Source organism: Thioalkalivibrio sp. AKL6 (assembly GCF_000376905.1).
Taxonomy (GTDB): Bacteria; Pseudomonadota; Gammaproteobacteria; order Ectothiorhodospirales; family Ectothiorhodospiraceae; genus Thioalkalivibrio; species Thioalkalivibrio versutus.
Genome location: NZ_AQXS01000008.1, coordinates 12,642 through 31,332, shown reverse-complemented (window position 1 = coordinate 31,332; position 18,691 = coordinate 12,642). Strand labels below are relative to the sequence as shown.

Below are 18,691 nucleotides of genomic sequence, written 5' to 3'. Positions count from 1 at the left end.
CGGACATGGAAGCCGTCTCCCACATCCCGGTGCTGCGCGACGCGGTGCTGGAGGGCCTGGCCGTGCGCGCTGACGGCTTTTACGTCGATGGCACCTTCGGCCGCGGTGGGCACAGCCGGGCGATCCTGGATCGCCTGGGCCCGGACGGCCGGCTGCTGGCCATGGATCGCGATCCGGAGGCCGCCACGGCGGCCGCCTCCTTTGCCGATGATCCGCGTTTTGCCTTCGAGGCCGCGCCGTTCTCGACCATGGCCGCCACGCTGGAACGGCGTTCGCCGGACCGGGGTCCGGACGGCGTCTTTCTGGACCTGGGCGTGTCCTCGCCCCAGCTGGATACGCCCGAGCGCGGATTCAGTTTCCAGCACGACGGCCCGCTGGACATGCGCATGGATCCGAACAGCGGCGAGAGCGCGGCGGAGTGGCTGGCGCGGGCCGACGAGACCGAGATCGCGAATGTGATCTATCAATACGGCGAGGAGCGCCACTCGCGGCGCATTGCCCGGGCCATTGTGGCTGCACGCACCGAGGCACCCCTTAGCCGCACCGGCGAACTGGCCGAGATCGTTCGCCGGGCGGTCCCGAAACGCGAGCCCGGAAAGCACCCGGCCACTCGAACCTTCCAGGCGCTGCGCATCTTCGTGAACGAGGAGCTGTCCGAGCTGGAGCAGTGGCTGGCGACCATCCCCGATGTGCTCCCGCCTGGTGCGCGGCTGGTGGTGATCAGCTTCCATTCACTGGAAGACCGACTGGTAAAGCAGGCCCTGCGCAAGCCGGTGTCGAGCGTGCGCCTGCCGCGCGGCCTTCCGGTGATGCCGGAGGAGCCGGAGCGCAAGCTGCGCCCGGTCGGCAAACCGATCCATGCCGATCGCGAGGAGCAGCGCATCAATCCGCGTTCGCGCTCGGCCGTGCTGCGTGTCGGAGAGCGGCTCTGATGGTTGCGCGCGGGCTCCTGGCGGTGGCGCTGGCAACCGCGGTGTTTGCCTCGGCGGTTGGGGTTGTGGCGGCCAAGCATGAGTCGCGCCAGGCCTTTATCGACCAGCAGCAGGCATTGAGCCAGCGCGATGTCCTGAATCTCGAGTGGACGCAGTTGCAGATCGAGCAATCGACCTGGGCGACCCAGGGCCGGGTCGAGGAGCAGGCGCGCGAGCGTCTCGACATGATTCAGCCCGATTCGGATCGCATCGTGGTGATCGGGGGTAGCTCGTGGGCGCGCTGAAGCGGCAGATCAGTGGTGGCCGTCTGAAGGTCGTGATCGCCGTGTTCGCCGTCGCGAGCGCCGCGTTGCTGTTGCGCGCCGTCGATCTGCAGGTCCTGGAGCGCGACTTCCTGACCAAGCAGGGCGAGCAGCGCCAGGTGCGCACCCTGACCGAGTCCGCGAACCGCGGCATGATTACCGACCGTCACGGCGAACCCCTGGCCATTTCGGCCCCGGTGCAGACCGCCTGGGCCAACCCGCAGGACTTGATGGGCCAGCGCGAGCGCTGGCCGGATTTGGCCGCGGCGTTGGAGGTGGAGCCGGACTGGCTGGCGGAGCATATCGAGGCGCGTGCCTCGCGCGAATTCATCTACCTGCGCCGCCAAATGTTGCCGGATCAGGCCGAGCGCGTAGCGGCCCTGCGCATCCAGGGCGTCGGCCTGACCCGCGAATTCCGGCGTTATTACCCGCATGGCGAGGCCACCTCGCATGTGCTGGGCTATACCAATATCGACGACCAGGGCCAGGAGGGCGTGGAACTGGCCTTTGACCAGTGGTTGTCCGGTCATCCGGGCGCCAAGCGGGTGCTGCGCGACCGTTATGGCCGCAGCATCCGTGATGTCGCCAGTATCCGCCCCGCGCGTGACGGCAACACCCTGGCCCTGACCCTGGATCAGCGCCTGCAGTATCTGGCGTACCGCGAACTGAAGACTGCGGTCGCCGAACACAATGCCCGTGGCGGCTCCGCTGTCCTTCTGGACGCCCGCAGCGGCGAGATCCTGGCGCTGGTCAATCAGCCCGGATTCAACCCGAACAATCGCGGCGCTATCCGTTCCGATCGCGCCCGCAACCGGGCCATCACCGATACCATGGAGCCCGGGTCGGTGCTGAAGCCGTTTACCGTGGCGGCCGCCCTGGATGCCGGTGTGGTGGATGCCAACACCACGCTGGAGACCGGCCCCGGCACCATGCGGGTGGGGCGCCTGACCGTGCGCGACCTGCGCGATTACGGGACGATCGACCTCACCACCCTGATCGCCCGTTCGAGCAATGTCGGGGCCACACAGCTGGCTTTGGATACCCCCGCGGATCGTTTCTGGAAGACCCTCCATCAGGCGGGCTTCGGGCAGGCGCTGGGTACCCATTTCCCGGGCGAGGCCACGGGGCGGCTGCGCGATTTCACCACCTGGCGCGAGGTCGAACAGGCCACGCTCGGTTATGGCTACGGGCTGTCGTTGTCGCCGTTGCAGATGGCGGCCTCCTACACCGCCTTTGCCAATGGCGGCGAGCGGGTGCCGGTGCGTCTGGTGCGCACCGCCGACGATCTGCGCGAGTCGGCGCAGGTGATGACTCCGCGTACTGCCCGCCAGGTGCTGGCAATGATGGAACATGTGATCGGTACCGAGGGCACCGCGCGCCAGGCGGCGATCGACGGTTACCGCGTGGCCGGCAAGACCGGTACCAGCCGCAAGAGCGGTCCAGGCGGTTATACCGAGGACCGCTATTTTTCGAGTTTCGTCGGCCTGGCCCCGGCCTCCGATCCGCGTTTTGTCATGGCCGTGGTGATCGACGAGCCGGACGCGGGCGTCTACTACGGTGGGGCGGTCGCCGCGCCGGTGTTCCGTAATGTCGTCGGTTCGGCCCTGCGTATGTTCAACGTGCGCCCGGACGCGATGCCGGAGGTCCCCATGCGCCTGGCGGCGGATCACGAGGGGACGACATGATGGCCGCCCGGGATACCCGAGGCGAGGCTCGACCGGTGCTGGGCGATTTGTTGCCGGCCGATCTCCTGCGCCCCGACCTGGCGGACTTGCCAGTCGCCGACCTGGTTCAGGACAGCCGCCGGGTCGCGCCCGGCACAGCCTTTGTGGCCCTGGCCGGCACGCACGGCCATGGCCTGGCGCATGCCGCCGATGCCGTGGCACGGGGTGCCGGCGTGATCCTGTGGGACGAGGCCGAAACTCCGGAAGCGCCATTGGCGGTGCCGACGCTTCATGTCCCGGGCCTGCGGGAACGGCTGCCGCAGATGGCGCGCGGATTGTTCGGTAGCTGGCCGGAGGCGGCCTCGCTGGTGGCGGTGACCGGTACCGACGGCAAGACCTCGGTCACGCACCTGATCGCGCTGGCCCTGGAGACCCTGGGTCGGCCCACCGGTCTGATCGGCACGCTCGGCGTCGGGCGACCGGGCCACCTGGTGGATACCGGACACACGACCCCGGGCGTACTGGACCTGCATCGCCACCTCGCCGAGCTGGCTGCGGCCGGTTGTGGTGCCGTGGCGCTGGAGGCCTCCTCGCACGGTTTGGCACAAGGGCGCCTCGCCGGAGCCCCGATCAGCCTCGGGGTGCTCACCCGACTGAGCTCCGATCACCTCGACTTCCACGGTAGTCAGGAGGCGTATGCGGCAGCCAAGGCGCGGCTGTTTGTCTGGCCTGGCCTGCAAACGGCGGTCCTGAATATCGATGATGCCTTTGGACGCCAGGTTGTGCAGCATCTGCCGGCGGGCGTTCAGGCCCTGACCTACAGTGCACTGGGTGCACCCGCCGATCTGCGCGCCCGGGACGTAGAGGCCACAGCCGAAGGGCTGCGTTTCACCCTCGAGGCCGACGGCCGGGCCTATCCGGTTCGTTCCACCCTGTTCGGCCTGTTCCAGGTCGGCAATCTGCTGGCGACCCTCGCCACCCTGCAGGGCCTCGGGGTGGAGCGCGAGGAGGCGATCGCGGCAGTCGCCGAACTCCCCGGCGTGCCCGGCCGCATGGAGCGCTTCCCGCTCGCGAACGGGGCCTTGGCGGTGGTCGATTATGCGCATACCACCCAGGCCCTGGAGGCTGCATTGCAGGCGCTTCGACCCCATGTACGCGGGCGCCTGAGCGTGGTGTTCGGCTGCGGCGGCGACCGCGATCGAGGCAAGCGCCCGGCAATGGGCCAGGTGGCCTGCCGGGAGGCCGACGTGATCTTCGTGACCGATGACAACCCGCGCGGAGAAGACCCGGCCGAGATCCGCGCCGAGATCCTTGCCGGCTGCGCCGATTCCGCCGAATGCCACGAGATTGGCGATCGCGCAACGGCGATTGCCAGTGCGCTGGCCGAGGCCGTGGCCGGGGATGTGGTGCTGGTGGCCGGTAAGGGTCACGAGACGACCCAGGAGATCCGCGGTCAGCGCTATCCGTTCAGCGACCGCGAACAGGTGCAGGCCCGGGCGGGCCGGCACCCGCAGGACTTGCGTGGCCAGGACCGCGCGATCAGGGGGGAGGGACAATGATTCGAATGACTAGCCAGGAATTGGCCGAGGCGGTCCATGGGCGCCTGCAAGGGGTGCCCGACACGGCCTTCGAGGGCGTGTTTACGGACACTCGCGAGCCGCGCCCGGGAGCGCTATTCATCGCGTTGAAGGGGCCGAATTTCGATGCCCACGAACAGGTCGGCGCCGACCTCCCGGCGACCGTGCTGCTGGTGGAGCGGGCGCTCGATGTGCCACAGCCGCAGATCATCGTGGCCGATACCCGCGAGGCCCTGGGCCGCCTGGGCCGCCATTGGCGGCGCCAGAGCCGCGCGCGCGTGATTGCCCTGACCGGCTCCAATGGCAAGACCACGACCAAGGAGATGCTCCGCTGCATCCTTGAGGGGGTGGGGTCGGTGCATGCCACCGCGGGCAATCTGAATAACGAGATCGGCGTGCCGCTGACATTGCTGGCGATGCCCTGTGAAGTCGACTACGCGGTCATCGAACTGGGCGCGAATCATGCCGGTGAGATCGGGCGCATGGCGCGCTGGGTCGAACCGCAGGTCGCGATGATCACCAATGCCGGACGCGCACATCTCGAGGGCTTCGGCAGCCTGGAGGGCGTCGCCCATGCCAAGGCCGAGATCTACTCCGGTCTCCCGGCCCAGGGCGGCACCGCGGTCATCAATCTGGATGATCCGTTTGCCGACTACTGGCTGTCGCTGAACGAGCATCACCACTGCCAGCGCTTCTCGCTGGAGGGTGGCGGCGAGGTGGAAGGCATGTGGCAGGCCCCGGACCGGCTGCGTCTGTCCATCCTCGGGGCCGTCCGCGATCTGCGCCTGGCCGGCCCCGGTCGCCACGTCGTAGCCAATGCCGTGGCGGCCGCGGCCGCGGCGAACGCGGTCGGTATCGGGATTGACCGAATCGTCGACGGGCTCACCCGCTGGAAGCCGGTGCGGGGACGTCTGCAGGAGCTGTGGCACGTCAGCGGCGCGCGGATTTGGGACGACAGCTACAACGCCAATCCGGACTCGCTGCGGGCCGGGCTCGAGGTGCTGGCGGCGATGCCCGGTCGGCGCATCCTGGTGCTGGGTGCCATGGGTGAACTGGGCGCCGCCACGCCGGCGTTGCACCGGGAAACCGGGCGCCTGGCCCGCGCGGTGGGTATCGAACACTGCCTGGCGCTGGGCGAGGCCGCGCGCGACAGCGCCGAGGGCTTTGGCGACGGCGGCGAGTGGTTTGCCGACCACGCCGCGCTGCGCTCGCGCCTGGAGGACCTCCTGGGGGAGGGCACCACGGTCCTGGTAAAGGGCTCGCGCAGCCAGCACATGGAACAGATCATCGAGGGGCTGCACCTGGCCTCGTCAGCGCCGGAGGTGGCGAATGCTGTTCGCGCTGACTGAATACCTGAGTCTGTTCTATTCCGGCTTCACGGTCTTTCAGTACCTGACCGTTCGCGCCATCCTCGGGGTGGTGACCGCACTGGCGATCGCGCTGTTGATCGGGCCGGCGATGATCCGCCGCCTGACGGTCGGCAATGTCGGCCAGCAGATCCGCGATGACGGTCCCGAGTCGCACCTGACCAAGGCCGGCACGCCGACCATGGGCGGTGCCCTGATTCTGGTGGCAGTGGCGGCGGCGACCCTGCTGTGGAGCGATCTGACCAACCGCTTCGTCTGGCTCGTGCTGCTGACCACCCTGGCGTTCGGCGCCGTGGGCGGCTGGGATGACTACCTGAAGCTGCGCTACGGCAACAGCAAGGGCCTGTCGGCGCGCGCCAAGCTCCTGTGGCAGACGCTGTTCGCCCTGGTCGCCGCGGGGGTGATCATGTACACCGCGCAGGGGCCGGTGGAGACGACCTTTTACCTGCCGGTGTTCAAGGACATCCAGTTCAGCCTGGGCTGGCTGTTCATCCCGCTGGTCTGGCTGGTGGTCGTGGGGTCCTCCAATGCCGTGAACCTGACCGATGGGCTGGATGGCCTGGCCATCATGCCGGCGGTGCTGGTGGCCGGCGCCCTGGGCGTGTTTGCCTACGCGGCGGGCCATGCGGTATTCGCCGACTATCTCGGTATTCCGGCGGTACCCGGCGTGGGCGAGGTGGTGATCTTTACCTCCGCCCTGGTCGGCGCCGGGCTGGGATTCCTGTGGTTCAACACTTACCCGGCGCAGGTCTTCATGGGCGATGTCGGGGCGCTCGCGCTGGGCGCGGCCCTGGGCATGCTGGCGATCATCACCCGGCAGGAGATCGTGTTGCTGATCATGGGGGGCATCTTCGTCTTGGAGACGCTTTCGGTGATGCTCCAGGTCGCCTCTTTCAAGCTCACTGGGCGGCGGATCTTCCGCATGGCGCCGCTGCACCACCACTTCGAACTCAAGGGCTGGCCGGAGCCGCGCGTGATCGTGCGTTTCTGGATCCTGACCGTGGTGTTCGTTCTCATCGGTCTCGCGACCCTGAAGGTGCGCTGATCCCATGACGCGAACCGGCGACAACAACCTGATCGTGGGCCTCGGGGCGACCGGCGTGTCGGTTGCCCGCTTCCTGCGTGCGCAGGGTCAGCCGTTCGCGATCACCGATACCCGCGTGGCGCCGGCCGCGCTGGAGACCGAGGGGGCCAAGGCCTGGCTGGCCGATGCCTGGGTCGGGCCGCTGGATCGACTGGACGCCTCGGGCTTTGCCCGCATCATCGTCTCGCCCGGGGTCGCACTGGAGCACCCGGTCCTGCAACGGGCGCGTGCCGCCGGTGCCCGCCTGACCGGAGACATCGACCTGTTCGCCGAGCATGCGGGCGCCCCAGTCATCGCGATTACCGGCTCCAACGGAAAGAGCACGGTGACCGCGCTGGTCGGCGAGTTGCTGCGCGCCGCCGGCCTGCGGGTGGCGGTGGGTGGTAACTACGGCACCCCGGCGCTGGACCTGCTGGAGCAGGCCCCGGACCTGTACGTGCTGGAGCTGTCCAGCTTCCAGCTGGAGCGCAGCGACATGTTGGCGCCAGCGGCCGCCGCCATCCTGAATATCTCGCCTGATCACCTGGATCGCTACGCCGATCTGGATGCGTATGTGCGTGCCAAGGCCCGTATCCTGGATCGCGCCGGGCGTGGTGTGTTGAACCGCGAGGACGCCTGGCTGCGCGAGATCGCCCTGCCGCCGGGTCTGAAGGTGATCTCCTTCGGTCTCGATGCGCCGGCCGGCGCGGACGATTTCGGAGTGCGCCCGTCGAGCGCGGATGCTCCGGACCTGGTGCGCGGTGACCAGGTCCTTCTCTCGACCGGCCATCTGCGTCTGCGTGGGCAGCACAACTGGGCCAACGCCCTGGCCGCGCTTGCCTTGGTCTGGCCGTGGCTGGAGGCGGGCGAGCCGCGCGCACGCGCCATGGCGGCCCTGGCCGAGTTCGCGGGTCTGCCGCATCGCTCGCAGTGGATTGCCGAAGTGGGCGGTGTCGCCTACATCAATGACTCCAAGGGCACCAATGTCGGCGCCACCCTGGCGGCCCTGCGCGGTACGCCCGGGCCGCTGGTGCTGATCGCGGGCGGGAAGGGCAAGGGGCAGGACTTTTCGCCGCTGGCCGATTACGTCCCGGGCAAGGTCCGTGGTGTGGTGCTGCTCGGCGAGGACGCGCCGGCGATCGCCCGGGCCCTGGCCTCCGTGGTTCCGGTCCAGCGCGTGGACGATATGGCCGCCGCGGTTGCGCAGGCCGCTGCCTGGGCGGAACCGGGGGATACCGTCCTGCTGTCGCCCGGTTGCGCCAGCCTGGACATGTACCCGAACTATCAGGCGCGCGGCGACGACTTCGCGCACGCCGTACGGGAGCTGGCAGCATGAGTATCTCCAGCACCCGCCTCGGACTCCCGGATCGCGGCCTGGTCGCCGGCTTGCGCGATCACGTCGATCTGCCCCTGCTGGCGGTCGCGGCGATCCTGCTGGGGATTGGACTGGTGATGGTCGCGTCCGCCTCCATGGGGCTGGGCGAACGCTATTTCGGCAACACCTGGCACTTCTTCCAGCGCCAGGTCATTTTCGCCGCCATCGGGCTTGCGGTGGCGACCTTCCTCTGGGTGGTCCCGCTGGCGCGCTGGGAACGCGCCGGGCCGTGGCTGCTGATCCTGGTGATGGCGTTGCTGATCGCAGTGCTGATCCCGGGCGTCGGGCGCACGGTCAACGGCGCGACCCGCTGGATCCCGCTGGGGATGTTCAACCTGCAGGTCGCCGAGATGGTGAAGCTGCTGGTGGTGATGTACCTCGCCGGCTACATCGTGCGTCACTATTCGACGCTCCGCCTGCACTTCCTCGGTTTTATCCGCCCGCTGATCGTGCTCGGCGTGGGGACCATCCTGCTGCTGCTGCAGCCGGACTTCGGCGGCGCCGCGATCATGCTGGCGATTGGCATGGGCATGCTGTTCCTCGCCGGTGCGAAGCTTTGGCAGTTCGCCGCGCTGGCGGGCACCATCGCGGCGGGGATGGCGGTCGTCGCGGTCGCGGCGCCATACCGCGTGGCGCGCCTGACGGCGTTCCTCGATCCCTGGCAGGATCCGTTTGCCACCGGTTTCCAGCTGACCCAGTCGCTGATCGCGATCGGCTCCGGCGGCTGGTTCGGGGCCGGGCTCGGCAACAGTGTGCAGAAGCTCTTTTACCTGCCCGAGGCGCACAACGACTTCCTGTTCGCAGTGTTTGCCGAGGAGTTCGGCTTCGTCGGTGTGGTGGCCCTCATCGCGCTGTTCGGGGTCCTGGTCTGGCGCTGCATCCAGATCGGTTTGTACGCCGAGCGCGCAGGGCATGCCTTCGGCTCGCATCTGGCCTTTGGCGTGGCCATCTGGATGGGCCTGCAGGCGTTCCTGAACCTCGCGGTGAACATGGGGCTGCTGCCGACCAAGGGCCTGACCCTGCCGTTTCTCAGCTACGGCGGCAGCTCGCTGATCGTGTCGCTGGCGGCTATCGGCCTGGTGATGCGCGTGTACCGCGAGGCCCAGGTGCCGGCCCCGCGCGCCGCACCCCCGGCGCGCCGCCGGCGTGGGGGTGCCGCATGAGGGCCCCGCGCATCCTGATTATGGCCGGCGGCACCGGGGGCCATGTGTTCCCGGGCCTGGCAGTGGCCACCCTGCTGCGGGAACGCGGTGCCGAGGTGCGCTGGCTGGGCACGGCCCGCGGCGTGGAGGCGCGGCTGGCGCCGGCGGCCGGGATCGAGCTGCATACGCTTCCAATCGCGGGCATCCGCGGCAAGGGCCTGGTCGGGCTGGCACTCGCACCCTGGCGGCTCGGCATTTCGCTGTGGGCGGCCCTGGGTCTGATGACGCGTCTGCGCCCGGATGCCGTGATTGGCTTTGGCGGGTTTGCCGCCGGCCCCGGGGGGCTAATGGCGGCCGCCATGGGCCGGCCGCTGGCAATCCACGAACAGAACGCCGTGGCCGGTCTGACCAATCGCTGGCTGGCGAAGGTGGCGGACCGGGTCTATGCCGGCTTCGAGCACAGCTTCCCCGAGCGGGTGGCGGTCACGGTGGTGGGCAACCCGGTGCGCGCCGCGATTGCGGAACTTCCGGCGCCGGAGGCGCGCTTCGACGAGCGCGAGGGCGCCCTGAATCTCCTCGTCCTGGGCGGCAGCCTGGGCGCCCGTTCGCTCAACCGCACGCTGCCCGCCGGGCTGGCGCGCGTGGCCGAGGAGCAGCCGCTGAACATCCGTCACCAGGCGGGCGAGCGCACCCTCGACGAGGCGCAGGCCGCCTATGCCGAGGAAGGGCTGGAGGCGGAGATCAGCGCCTTCATCGAAGACATGGCCGCGGCCTATGCCTGGGCGGACCTGGTGATCTGCCGCGCAGGGGCGCTCACCGTGGCCGAGGTGGCCGCGGCCGGCGTGCCGGCGATCTTCGTGCCCTATCCACATGCGGTGGACGATCATCAGACCGCGAATGCCGAGGCCCTGGTGCAATCCGGTGCCGCCTGGCGGGTCGCGGATGCCGAGCTGGACGCTCAGCGGGTCTACGAGCTGGTCGCCCCGCTGGACCGCGAGGCCCTGCGCTCGCGTGCCCTGCTGGCCCGCGCACAGGCCCGCCCCGACACCGCACGGCGCCTGGCCGATGCCTGCATGGAAATGGCGGGCGCCCGCCGGGAGGGATCGTCATGAATGCCCCGCGCCTGCCACGCCATGCGATGCGCCGTATCCGCCGGATCCATTGTGTGGGGATCGGGGGATCCGGCATGAGCGGGATCGCCGAGGTCCTGCATCAACTGGGATATCACGTCTCGGGATCCGATCTCGGGCAGTCGGCGATGGTCGAACGCCTGAAGGGCATGGGCATCCCGGTGGTGGCGGCCCATACCGAATCGAACGTGGCCGATGCCGACGTGCTGGTGGTTTCCAGTGCGATCAATCCGAGCAACCCCGAGGTCCAGGAGGCGCGTCGGCGCGGCATCCCGATCGTGCGCCGCGCCGAGATGCTGGCCGAGCTGATGCGCTTTCGCTATGGCATCGCGGTCGCCGGGACCCATGGCAAGACCACGACCACCAGCCTGGTCGCCAGTGTGCTGGCGGAGGCCGGGATGGACCCGACGTTTGTGATTGGCGGACGCCTGAACAGCACGGCGAGCCACTCGAATCTTGGCGCCGGGGACTATCTGGTGGCCGAGGCCGACGAGAGTGACGCCTCGTTCCTGCATCTGCAGCCGATGATCAGCATCGTGACCAATATCGATGCCGACCACCTGGGGACTTATGGCAACGACTTCGGCCAGCTGCGGGCGACCTTCCTGGAATTCCTGCACCACCTGCCGTTCTACGGCATTGCCGTGCTGTGCGCCGACGACCCGCAGGTGCGCGATTTGTACCCGGAACTGGAGCGCCCGCGCCTGACCTACGGCATCGAGCAGGACGCCGACGTGCGCGCCCTGAATGTGCGCCAGGAAGGCGTGCGCATGTACTTCGACCTCGCGTTGCCCGGTCAGGCCGCGTTCCCGGTGACGCTGAACCTGCCCGGGCGCCACAACGTGCTCAATGCCCTGGCGGCGGCGGCTGTCGCGCACGAGCTGGAGGTCGCCCCCGAGGCGATCCAGGCCGCGCTGGCGCGCTTCCAGGGCATTGGCCGGCGCTTCCAGGTGCAGGAGCTGCGGACCGCACAGGGGGCCCTGACCCTGGTCGACGACTATGGTCACCACCCGCGCGAGATTGCTGCCACTCAGGCGGCCGCGCGCGATGCCTGGCCGGGCCGCCGCCGGATCACCATCTTCCAGCCGCATCGTTATACCCGCACGCGTGATCTGTTCGAGGACTTCGCCGAGGCCCTGTCCGAGACCGATGTCCTGATCCTGCTCGAGGTGTATGCCGCCGGGGAGGACCCGATCCCCAGCGCCGATGGCCGCAGCCTGGCGCGCGCCATTCGTCTGCGCGGGCGGGTGGAGCCGGTGTTTGTCGAGCGCGCAGAGGATGTGATCGGTGTGCTCGCGGGGATGCTGCGGCCGGACGATGTCGTGCTCGCCCAGGGCGCCGGCGATATTGGCCGTCTGGCCGGGCTGCTCCCGCAGCAGCTGGGGACCGCCGGCGAGGGGGAATCATGATGGCCGCCCGCGCTGTGGACTCGTCGATGACTCCGTTCGCGCAGGCCACGCGTGGCCGGTTGCAGGCGCAGGTTCCGCTGGCCGGGCTGACCTCCTGGCGTGTGGGCGGCCCGGCCGACTGGCTGTTCCAGCCGGCGGACCTTGACGACCTGGTCGCTGCCCTGCGCGACCACGCTACCCACGCGCCACAGATGCCCGTGACCTTCCTCGGCCTGGGCAGCAACGTCCTGATTCGTGACGGCGGGCTGGACGGCCTGGTCGTGCATCTTTCCGGAGTGCTGAACGAACGCCGGCGCCTGGACGGCGATCGCCTGCTGCTTGGGGCGGGGCTGGCCTGCGCCCAGGCCGCGCGTTTCGGGGCCCGCGAGGGGCTGGTCGGGGCCGAGTTCCTGGCTGGCATCCCCGGGACCGTGGGCGGCGCGCTGCGGATGAACGCCGGCGCCTGGGGTGGCGAGATCTGGCCGCTGGTGGAGGCGGTCTTCACGGTGGATGCGCGCGGCGAACTGCATACCCGCACTCCCGCGGACTACACGATCGGCTACCGCAGTGTCCACGGCCCCGCGGCGGAGTGGTTCACCGGCTGCGTGTTGCAGCTGGCCGCGGGTGACCCTGGCGTCGGGACCCGGCGCATCCGCGAGTTGCTGCGCGAACGATCCGCGAAGCAGCCGCTGGGGTTGCCGTCCTGCGGGTCCGTGTTCCGCAACCCGGAGGGCGATCACGCCGCGCGCCTGGTCGAGGCCGCCGGGCTGAAGGGACTGCGCCACGGGGCGGCGGAGATCTCCCCCAAGCACGCGAATTTCATCACCCACGACGGCAGCGCGCGCGCCGCCGATATCGAATGGTTGCTGCGTCATGCCCAGGACGAGGTGCAGCGGCAGTTCGGGGTGCACCTGGAGCCCGAGGTCCGGGTCCTGGGTCGGCCAGGGGCTACGCACGAGGCAAGCGAGGGAACGGCATGAGCAAGCGAAGTGCACAAGATTATGGCCGTGTCGCGGTCCTGATGGGTGGCTGGTCCGGCGAGCGCGAGGTCTCGCTGCAAAGTGGTCAGGCGGTGCTGGCGGCACTGCAGCGCCAGGGTGTCGATGCCCATCCCCTGGACCTGACCCGCGAGACGGCTCGCTGCCTGGCCCTGGAGAACTTCGACCGGGTCTTCATCGTGCTCCACGGGGAGTGCGGCGAGGACGGGACCCTGCAGGGCTGTCTGGACATGGCGGGCATGCCCTACACCGGGACCGGCGTGCTCGGTTCCGCGCTGGGCATGGACAAGCTGGCCTGCAAGCGGCTGTGGGCGGGGAGCAATCTGCCGAGCGCCCCCTATCGTCTGCTCACGCCGGGGTTCGACCCCGACGCGGTGGCCGATGCACTGGGCCTGCCATTGATCGTGAAGCCCGCGCGCGGCGGCTCCAGCCTGGGGATCACACGGGTGGATCGGGTGGCCGATCTGCCGGCCGCCTTCGAGGCCGCGCGGCTGCAGCCGGGGCAGGTGTTCGCGGAGCAGTGGATCAGCGGACGCGAGTACACCGTCGCGATCCTCGGCAACGAGCCGTTGCCGGTGGTGGAGATTCGCACCCCGGGCGGTTTCTACGATTACCACGCCAAGTACGAGGCCGACGATACCGGCTATATCTGCCCGCCGCCGCTGGATTCCAGCGCGTTGCTGGAGTTGCAGTCCATGGCCATCGCCGCCTTCGCGACGCTGGAGGGTTGCGGCTGGGGACGAGTGGACATCCTGCAGGACGAACATGGCGAGAATTTCCTGATCGAGGTGAACACGATCCCGGGCATGACCGATCACTCGCTGGTGCCCAAGGCCGCCGCGCAGGCGGGCATCGACTTCGACGAGCTGTGCCTGCGCATCCTCGATTCCAGTTTCGAGTGTGGAGGACTGCGTTGAACGCACGCCGCACAACGCGACCCGCGCGCCGCCCGCAGGCGCGAGGACCGTCGCCGCTGCGCCGGATGGCCGGCCCGGGGCTGCGCCTGATGTCGGGCATGGGGCTGGCCGCGGTGCTGGTGCTGGGCGCGCTGGCGTGGTTGCAGTTCGACCCGGATGCCTGGTTGCCGATCAAGCATGTCGAGGTGACCGGCAATCCGCAGCATGCGGATGTCGCGGCGGTGCACGAGATGGCCCGGACCCATGCGCCGGGCTTCATCGGTGTCGAGCTCGAGCGCCTGCGCGTTGCGCTTGAGGGTCAGCCGTGGGTGGACGCGGTGCGCCTGCGGCGTCAGTGGCCGGACACCCTGGTGGTGGAGATTCACGAGCCGGTGCCGGTGGCACAGTGGGGCGAGGACCATCTGGTCGATCGCCACGGGCGCCTGTTTGGCCCGGTGGCGCTGGATGACTGGGAGGGCCTGCCGGCACTCGCCGGGACCGACGGGCGCCAGGTGGTGCTGATGCATCGCTACCTGGAGGTCTCCGCACGCCTGGCCGATGCCGGGCTGGAGGTCGCCGGTCTCGAAGAGGGCGAACGCCACGACTGGACCATCCACCTGGCGGACGGCGTACGCGTGCTGATGGGGCGCGATGCCGATCTGGCACGACTGGGGCAGCTGGTCCGTGCGGCCCCGGCGATTCGCGACTATCGCGAGGCCCCGGTGGAACGGATCGACCTGCGTTACCCCCACGGGCTGGCCGTGGCCTGGGCGGATGCGGCGGATGACGGTGCGGGGAACGCCCGATGACACGAACGACAGGACGCAGAAAGATGATGGCAAAGAAGTCGGAACCCGGTCTGATCGTCGGCCTCGACGTCGGCACCTCGAAGATCGAGGCGGTGGTCGGGGAGCTGACCGAGGAAGGCGACATCGAGATCATCGGGATCGGCTCCTCGCCCTCGCGCGGGCTGAAGAAGGGCGTGGTGGTGAATATCGAGTCCACCGTCCAGTCGATCCAGCGTGCGGTGGAGGAGGCCGAGCTGATGGCTGGCTGCGAGATCCACTCGGTGTATACCGGGATCGCCGGCTCGCACATCAAGAGCTACAACTCCACCGGGGTGGTCGCGATCAAGGACGGCGAGGTGGTCGCCGGCGACGTGGACCGGGTGATCGACGCCGCGCGCGCCATCGCCATCCCGGCCGATCAGCGCATCCTCCACGTGCTGCCGCAGGAATACATCATCGACGAGCAGGAGGGCATCCGCGAGCCGATCGGGATGTCCGGGGTGCGGCTGGAGGCCAAGGTGCACCTGGTGACCGGGGCGGTCTCCGCCGCGCAGAACATCGTCAAGTGTGTGGAACGCTGCGGGCTGCGGGTGGACGACATCATCCTCGAGCAGCTCGCCTCCAGCTACTCGGTCCTCAGCGAGGATGAAAAGGACCTGGGTGTGTGCCTGGTGGATGTCGGCGGTGGCACCACGGACATCGCGGTGTTTGCCCACGGCGCGATCATGCACACCGCGGTGATCCCGATCGCCGGCGATCAGGTCACCAACGACATCGCGGTGGCGCTGCGCACCCCGACCCAGTACGCCGAAGAACTCAAGATCAAGTACGCCTGCGCGCTGCGCTCGCTGGCCGATCCGAGCGAGAGCATCGAGGTGCCCGGTGTCGGCGATCGCGCCGCGCGCCGACTGTCGCGCCAGACGCTCGCCTCCGTGGTCGAGCCGCGCTACGAGGAATTGTTGCAGCTGGTGCAAGCGGAACTGCGCCGCAGCGGCACCGAGGAAATGATTGCCGCCGGAGTGGTGCTCACCGGTGGCTCGTCCCGAATGGAAGGTGTGGTGGACCTCGCCGAAGAGGTCTTTCACATGCCCGTACGCCTGGGGGTGCCGCAACGCGTCACCGGGCTCCTGGATGTTGTGAAGAATCCGATCCACGCGACGGGGGTGGGGCTATTGCTCTACGCCCGCGAGTCGCGTGCGGAGCAGGAGGCCCGGCCCGTGAGCAGCGGGTTCCAGGGCGTATGGGCGCGCATGAAGCGCTGGTTTTCCGGACAGTTCTGATGATCGGGGCCCCGGAATTTTAGGAGGCCGGACCGCTCTCCGGCCATGAAGCAGGTAAACAGAAGTTTATGTACTACACACGCAACGAGAGGACGCAATCATGACGTTCGAACTGATGGACACCTATAGCCAGAACGCGACGATCAAGGTCGTCGGCGTTGGGGGCGGCGGCGGCAACGCCGTGCAGCACATGGTCAACTCGCAGCTGGAAGGCGTCGATTTCATCTGTGCCAACACCGATGCCCAGGCTTTGAAGAGCCTGGATTCCAAGACGCTGCTGCAACTGGGCGGCGACATCACCAAGGGCCTGGGGGCCGGGGCGGATCCGTCGGTCGGTCGCGAGGCTGCACTGGAGGACCGCGAACGCATTCAGGACCTGTTGCAGGGGGCCGACATGGTCTTCATCACCGCCGGCATGGGTGGTGGCACGGGTACCGGCGCCGCGCCGGTGGTGGCGCAGATCGCCAAGGAGATGAACATCCTGACGGTCGCGGTGGTCACCAAGCCGTTCCCGTTCGAGGGCAAGCGCCGCATGCAGGTTGCGATGTCCGGGATCAAGGCGCTGACCGAACAGGTCGATTCCCTGATTACCATCCCCAACGAGAAGCTGCTGACGGTGCTGGGCAAGAACACCACGCTGCTGGATGCCTTCAAGGCCGCCAACGACGTGCTGTTCGGCGCGGTGCAGGGCATCGCCGAGCTGATCACCCGTCCGGGTCTGATCAACGTCGACTTTGCCGACGTGCGCAATGTGATGCGCGAGATGGGCATGGCGATGATGGGCACCGGCACCGGCACCGGCGAGGATCGTGCGCGCGAGGCCGCCGAAGCGGCGATCGCCAGCCCCTTGCTGGAGGACATCGACATCTCCGGTGCCCGTGGCATCCTGGTGAACGTGACCGGTGGCATGGATGTCGGGATCGGCGAATTCGAGGAAGTCGGCGAGGCGGTGAAGGCCCTGGCCTCGGAAGATGCCAATGTCGTGGTCGGGACGGTCATCGACCCCGAGATGACCGACGAGCTGCGGGTGACCTTGGTGGCCACGGGGCTTGGCGCGCCAGCGACGCAGTCCGAACGGCCGCAGGTGCGAGTGGTCGATGCCCAACCGAAGAGGGCCGTCGGCTCCGATGTCGAAGTCGACCTCGACCAGCCGACCGTCAAGCGTCGCGGCGGTGACAACCTGGCGGTCGACTACAATCAGCAGCAAGGCATTGATGTGCTGGATATTCCGGCCTTCCTGCGTAAACAAGCCGACTGAGAGCGGCTGTACATGCAGGGCGAGCGGAATCCTGCAATAATGCGGTAATCGTTGTGTGCATGAGGAGCCCGGGAGGGCCCGGGCTCCCCTTATGCGCTCTCCTGGAAGAGAGAGGCTCAATTCGTTGATCAGGCAAAGAACGCTCAAGAACAGCATTCGGGCGACCGGAGTGGGACTGCATACCGGAGAAAAGGTGGTGCTGACCCTGCGTCCGGCTCCGGTGAATACCGGGATTGTGTTCCATCGCTGCGATCTTGATCCGTCCGTGGAGATTCGCGCCTGTGCCGACAATGTCGGCGACACGCGGCTGTCCACCACGCTGGTCAATGGAGACGTCCGGGTTTCGACCGTGGAGCATTTGCTCTCGGCCATTGCCGGATTGGGAATCGACAACCTGCATGTCGATGTGAGCGCCGCCGAGGTGCCCATCATGGACGGCAGTGCCGGTCCCTTCGTGTTTCTGCTGCAGTCCGCCGGGCTGAAGGAGCAGGACGCGCCCAAGGAATTCATTCGGGTCAAGCGCAGCGTGGAAGTCCGCGAGGACGACAAGTGGGTGCGCTTTGATCCTTACGAGGGGTTCAAGGTCGGTTTCTGTATCGATTTCGAACACCCGATGTTTACCGACGGAAGCCAGCGCGCAGAGCTGGATTTCTCGTCCACCTCCTTCGTGAAGGAGGTCTCGCGTGCCCGGACCTTCGGGTTCATGCGCGACATCGAGGCCCTGCGGGCGAATCAGCTGGCGCTGGGCGGCAGCCTGGACAACGCCGTGGTCCTCGATGACTACAAGATCCTCAACGAAAACGGGCTGCGCTACGACAACGAACTGGTCAAGCACAAGATCCTCGACGTGGTCGGGGACCTGTACCTGCTCGGTCACAGCCTGATCGGTGCGTTCACTGGCCACAAGTCCGGGCATGCGCTGAACAACCAGCTGATCCGTCAGCTCCTGGCCGACGAGACCGCCTGGGAGAAGGTGACCTTCGAGGACCCGAGCGAACGCCTGCCGATCTCTTTCGGTCAGCTGGCGCCCACTCCAGCGGGCTGACCTCACCCTGGAACACGTGTTCCAGGATGAGGTAGGTCAGTCGCGCTTCGGTGACGGCCTGGCCGCCCGGGCGAGACGTTCGAGGGCGCCGGCCAGCCCGGGGTCCTGGATGCTGCTGGCGGTATCGGCCAGGATGCGGCGGGCCGCATCCGGGATCTCGCGGCGCTCCAGTCGCGTGGTGGGCTGGGGGGGGCGTGGGGTGTTGGTCAGCCGGATACGTATCTGTTCGATGCCCTCGAAGCCCGCGGCACGCAAGGTCTTGAGCAGTTCGCGCTGCTGGAAGCGCAGTTCGGTGGCCAGCCCGCGGTTCGCGCAGATTGCGACCAGGGTGTCCTCGCGCAGGGTGAACGCCAGTCGGTCCGCCTGCAGGGCGTTGCCGACGAGTCCCTCGAGGGCGCGTTCCACGCCGCGGTCGCGGCTGGAGTGCGCGGAAAAGTCGCGGGCGATGAAGCGGGTAATCCGCTGCGGCGTCATCGAGGGCCTCCG

Annotated in this window: 17 protein-coding genes; 16 read left to right on the top strand and 1 reads right to left on the bottom strand. The window is 68.4% G+C overall.

Annotated features, from left to right (window positions below; genetic code table 11):
• The first annotated feature begins 5 nt into the window (after positions 1 to 5).
• The 16 genes from rsmH to lpxC all read left to right on the top strand — a co-directional run bounded on the left by rsmH (position 6) and on the right by lpxC (position 18,205).
• Positions 6 to 932, top strand: coding sequence for a 16S rRNA (cytosine(1402)-N(4))-methyltransferase RsmH (gene rsmH / locus D575_RS0103230; protein WP_018144474.1), 927 nt, complete (start codon positions 6 to 8; stop codon positions 930 to 932).
• Positions 932 to 1,216, top strand: coding sequence for a cell division protein FtsL (gene ftsL / locus D575_RS0103225; RefSeq protein WP_018144473.1), 285 nt, complete (start codon positions 932 to 934; stop codon positions 1,214 to 1,216). The genes rsmH and ftsL overlap by 1 nt, the downstream gene beginning before the upstream one ends.
• Positions 1,204 to 2,919: a penicillin-binding protein 2 gene (locus tag D575_RS0103220; RefSeq protein WP_018144472.1), complete on the top strand. Its 1,716-nt coding sequence runs from the start codon at positions 1,204 to 1,206 to the stop codon at positions 2,917 to 2,919. Before ftsL ends, D575_RS0103220 begins: the two co-directional genes overlap by 13 nt.
• A complete protein-coding gene (locus D575_RS0103215) occupies positions 2,916 to 4,457 on the top strand; it encodes a UDP-N-acetylmuramoyl-L-alanyl-D-glutamate--2,6-diaminopimelate ligase (RefSeq protein ID WP_018144471.1) in 1,542 nt (513 codons plus the stop codon). The genes D575_RS0103220 and D575_RS0103215 overlap by 4 nt, the downstream gene beginning before the upstream one ends.
• Positions 4,454 to 5,824 carry a UDP-N-acetylmuramoyl-tripeptide--D-alanyl-D-alanine ligase gene (murF, locus tag D575_RS0103210; protein WP_026182031.1) on the top strand — a complete coding sequence of 457 codons (1,371 nt, stop codon included), beginning with the start codon at positions 4,454 to 4,456 and terminating at the stop codon, positions 5,822 to 5,824. The genes D575_RS0103215 and murF overlap by 4 nt, the downstream gene beginning before the upstream one ends.
• Positions 5,805 to 6,887: a phospho-N-acetylmuramoyl-pentapeptide-transferase gene (gene mraY / locus D575_RS0103205; protein WP_018144469.1), complete on the top strand. Its 1,083-nt coding sequence runs from the start codon at positions 5,805 to 5,807 to the stop codon at positions 6,885 to 6,887. Before murF ends, mraY begins: the two co-directional genes overlap by 20 nt.
• Positions 6,888 to 6,891: 4 nt before the next feature.
• Positions 6,892 to 8,241 carry a UDP-N-acetylmuramoyl-L-alanine--D-glutamate ligase gene (gene murD / locus D575_RS0103200; RefSeq protein ID WP_018144468.1) on the top strand — a complete coding sequence of 450 codons (1,350 nt, stop codon included), beginning with the start codon at positions 6,892 to 6,894 and terminating at the stop codon, positions 8,239 to 8,241.
• Positions 8,238 to 9,443 (top strand): putative lipid II flippase FtsW, encoded by a 1,206-nt coding sequence (ftsW, locus tag D575_RS0103195; RefSeq protein ID WP_018144467.1) that lies wholly within the window; start codon positions 8,238 to 8,240, stop codon positions 9,441 to 9,443. The genes murD and ftsW overlap by 4 nt, the downstream gene beginning before the upstream one ends.
• On the top strand, positions 9,440 to 10,534 hold the full coding sequence (murG, locus tag D575_RS0103190) for an undecaprenyldiphospho-muramoylpentapeptide beta-N-acetylglucosaminyltransferase (protein ID WP_026182030.1): 1,095 nt from the start codon (positions 9,440 to 9,442) through the stop codon (positions 10,532 to 10,534). The genes ftsW and murG overlap by 4 nt, the downstream gene beginning before the upstream one ends.
• Positions 10,531 to 11,961: a UDP-N-acetylmuramate--L-alanine ligase gene (gene murC / locus D575_RS0103185; RefSeq protein ID WP_018144465.1), complete on the top strand. Its 1,431-nt coding sequence runs from the start codon at positions 10,531 to 10,533 to the stop codon at positions 11,959 to 11,961. Before murG ends, murC begins: the two co-directional genes overlap by 4 nt.
• Positions 11,958 to 12,920, top strand: a complete 963-nt coding sequence (gene murB, locus D575_RS0103180) for a UDP-N-acetylmuramate dehydrogenase (protein WP_026182029.1) — start codon at positions 11,958 to 11,960, stop codon at positions 12,918 to 12,920. Before murC ends, murB begins: the two co-directional genes overlap by 4 nt.
• Positions 12,917 to 13,855 (top strand): D-alanine--D-alanine ligase, encoded by a 939-nt coding sequence (locus D575_RS0103175; RefSeq protein ID WP_018144463.1) that lies wholly within the window; start codon positions 12,917 to 12,919, stop codon positions 13,853 to 13,855. Before murB ends, D575_RS0103175 begins: the two co-directional genes overlap by 4 nt.
• A 65-nt stretch (positions 13,856 to 13,920) precedes the next feature.
• A complete protein-coding gene (locus D575_RS0103170) occupies positions 13,921 to 14,643 on the top strand; it encodes a cell division protein FtsQ/DivIB (RefSeq protein ID WP_018144462.1) in 723 nt (240 codons plus the stop codon).
• A gap of 23 nt (positions 14,644 to 14,666) precedes the next feature.
• A complete protein-coding gene (ftsA, locus tag D575_RS0103165) occupies positions 14,667 to 15,902 on the top strand; it encodes a cell division protein FtsA (protein WP_018144461.1) in 1,236 nt (411 codons plus the stop codon).
• A gap of 100 nt (positions 15,903 to 16,002) precedes the next feature.
• Entirely contained in the window at positions 16,003 to 17,160 is a 1,158-nt protein-coding gene (gene ftsZ, locus D575_RS0103160) for a cell division protein FtsZ (RefSeq protein WP_018144460.1), read from the top strand.
• A 124-nt stretch (positions 17,161 to 17,284) separates the two neighbouring features.
• Positions 17,285 to 18,205, top strand: a complete 921-nt coding sequence (lpxC, locus tag D575_RS0103155) for a UDP-3-O-acyl-N-acetylglucosamine deacetylase (RefSeq protein ID WP_231362625.1) — start codon at positions 17,285 to 17,287, stop codon at positions 18,203 to 18,205.
• Between the two features lie 36 nt (positions 18,206 to 18,241).
• Here lpxC and D575_RS0103150 read toward each other — a convergent pair whose 3' ends face one another.
• The gene (locus D575_RS0103150) at positions 18,242 to 18,679 is read right to left on the bottom strand and encodes a DciA family protein (protein ID WP_018144458.1); all 438 of its coding nucleotides are present in this window, start codon (positions 18,677 to 18,679) and stop codon (positions 18,242 to 18,244) included.
• Positions 18,680 to 18,691: the final 12 nt, after the last annotated feature.

Coding starts and splice junctions, on each gene's coding strand:
- rsmH (WP_018144474.1), top strand. CDS start 6: ATGGAAGCCGTCTCCCACATCCCGGTGCTGCGCGACGCGGTGCTGGAG.
- ftsL (WP_018144473.1), top strand. CDS start 932: ATGGTTGCGCGCGGGCTCCTGGCGGTGGCGCTGGCAACCGCGGTGTTT.
- D575_RS0103215 (WP_018144471.1), top strand. CDS start 2,916: ATGATGGCCGCCCGGGATACCCGAGGCGAGGCTCGACCGGTGCTGGGC.
- murF (WP_026182031.1), top strand. CDS start 4,454: ATGATTCGAATGACTAGCCAGGAATTGGCCGAGGCGGTCCATGGGCGC.
- mraY (WP_018144469.1), top strand. CDS start 5,805: ATGCTGTTCGCGCTGACTGAATACCTGAGTCTGTTCTATTCCGGCTTC.
- murD (WP_018144468.1), top strand. CDS start 6,892: ATGACGCGAACCGGCGACAACAACCTGATCGTGGGCCTCGGGGCGACC.
- ftsW (WP_018144467.1), top strand. CDS start 8,238: ATGAGTATCTCCAGCACCCGCCTCGGACTCCCGGATCGCGGCCTGGTC.
- murG (WP_026182030.1), top strand. CDS start 9,440: ATGAGGGCCCCGCGCATCCTGATTATGGCCGGCGGCACCGGGGGCCAT.
- murC (WP_018144465.1), top strand. CDS start 10,531: ATGAATGCCCCGCGCCTGCCACGCCATGCGATGCGCCGTATCCGCCGG.
- murB (WP_026182029.1), top strand. CDS start 11,958: ATGATGGCCGCCCGCGCTGTGGACTCGTCGATGACTCCGTTCGCGCAG.
- D575_RS0103175 (WP_018144463.1), top strand. CDS start 12,917: ATGAGCAAGCGAAGTGCACAAGATTATGGCCGTGTCGCGGTCCTGATG.
- D575_RS0103170 (WP_018144462.1), top strand. CDS start 13,921: ATGGCCGGCCCGGGGCTGCGCCTGATGTCGGGCATGGGGCTGGCCGCG.
- ftsA (WP_018144461.1), top strand. CDS start 14,667: ATGATGGCAAAGAAGTCGGAACCCGGTCTGATCGTCGGCCTCGACGTC.
- ftsZ (WP_018144460.1), top strand. CDS start 16,003: ATGACGTTCGAACTGATGGACACCTATAGCCAGAACGCGACGATCAAG.
- D575_RS0103150 (WP_018144458.1), bottom strand. CDS start 18,679: ATGACGCCGCAGCGGATTACCCGCTTCATCGCCCGCGACTTTTCCGCG.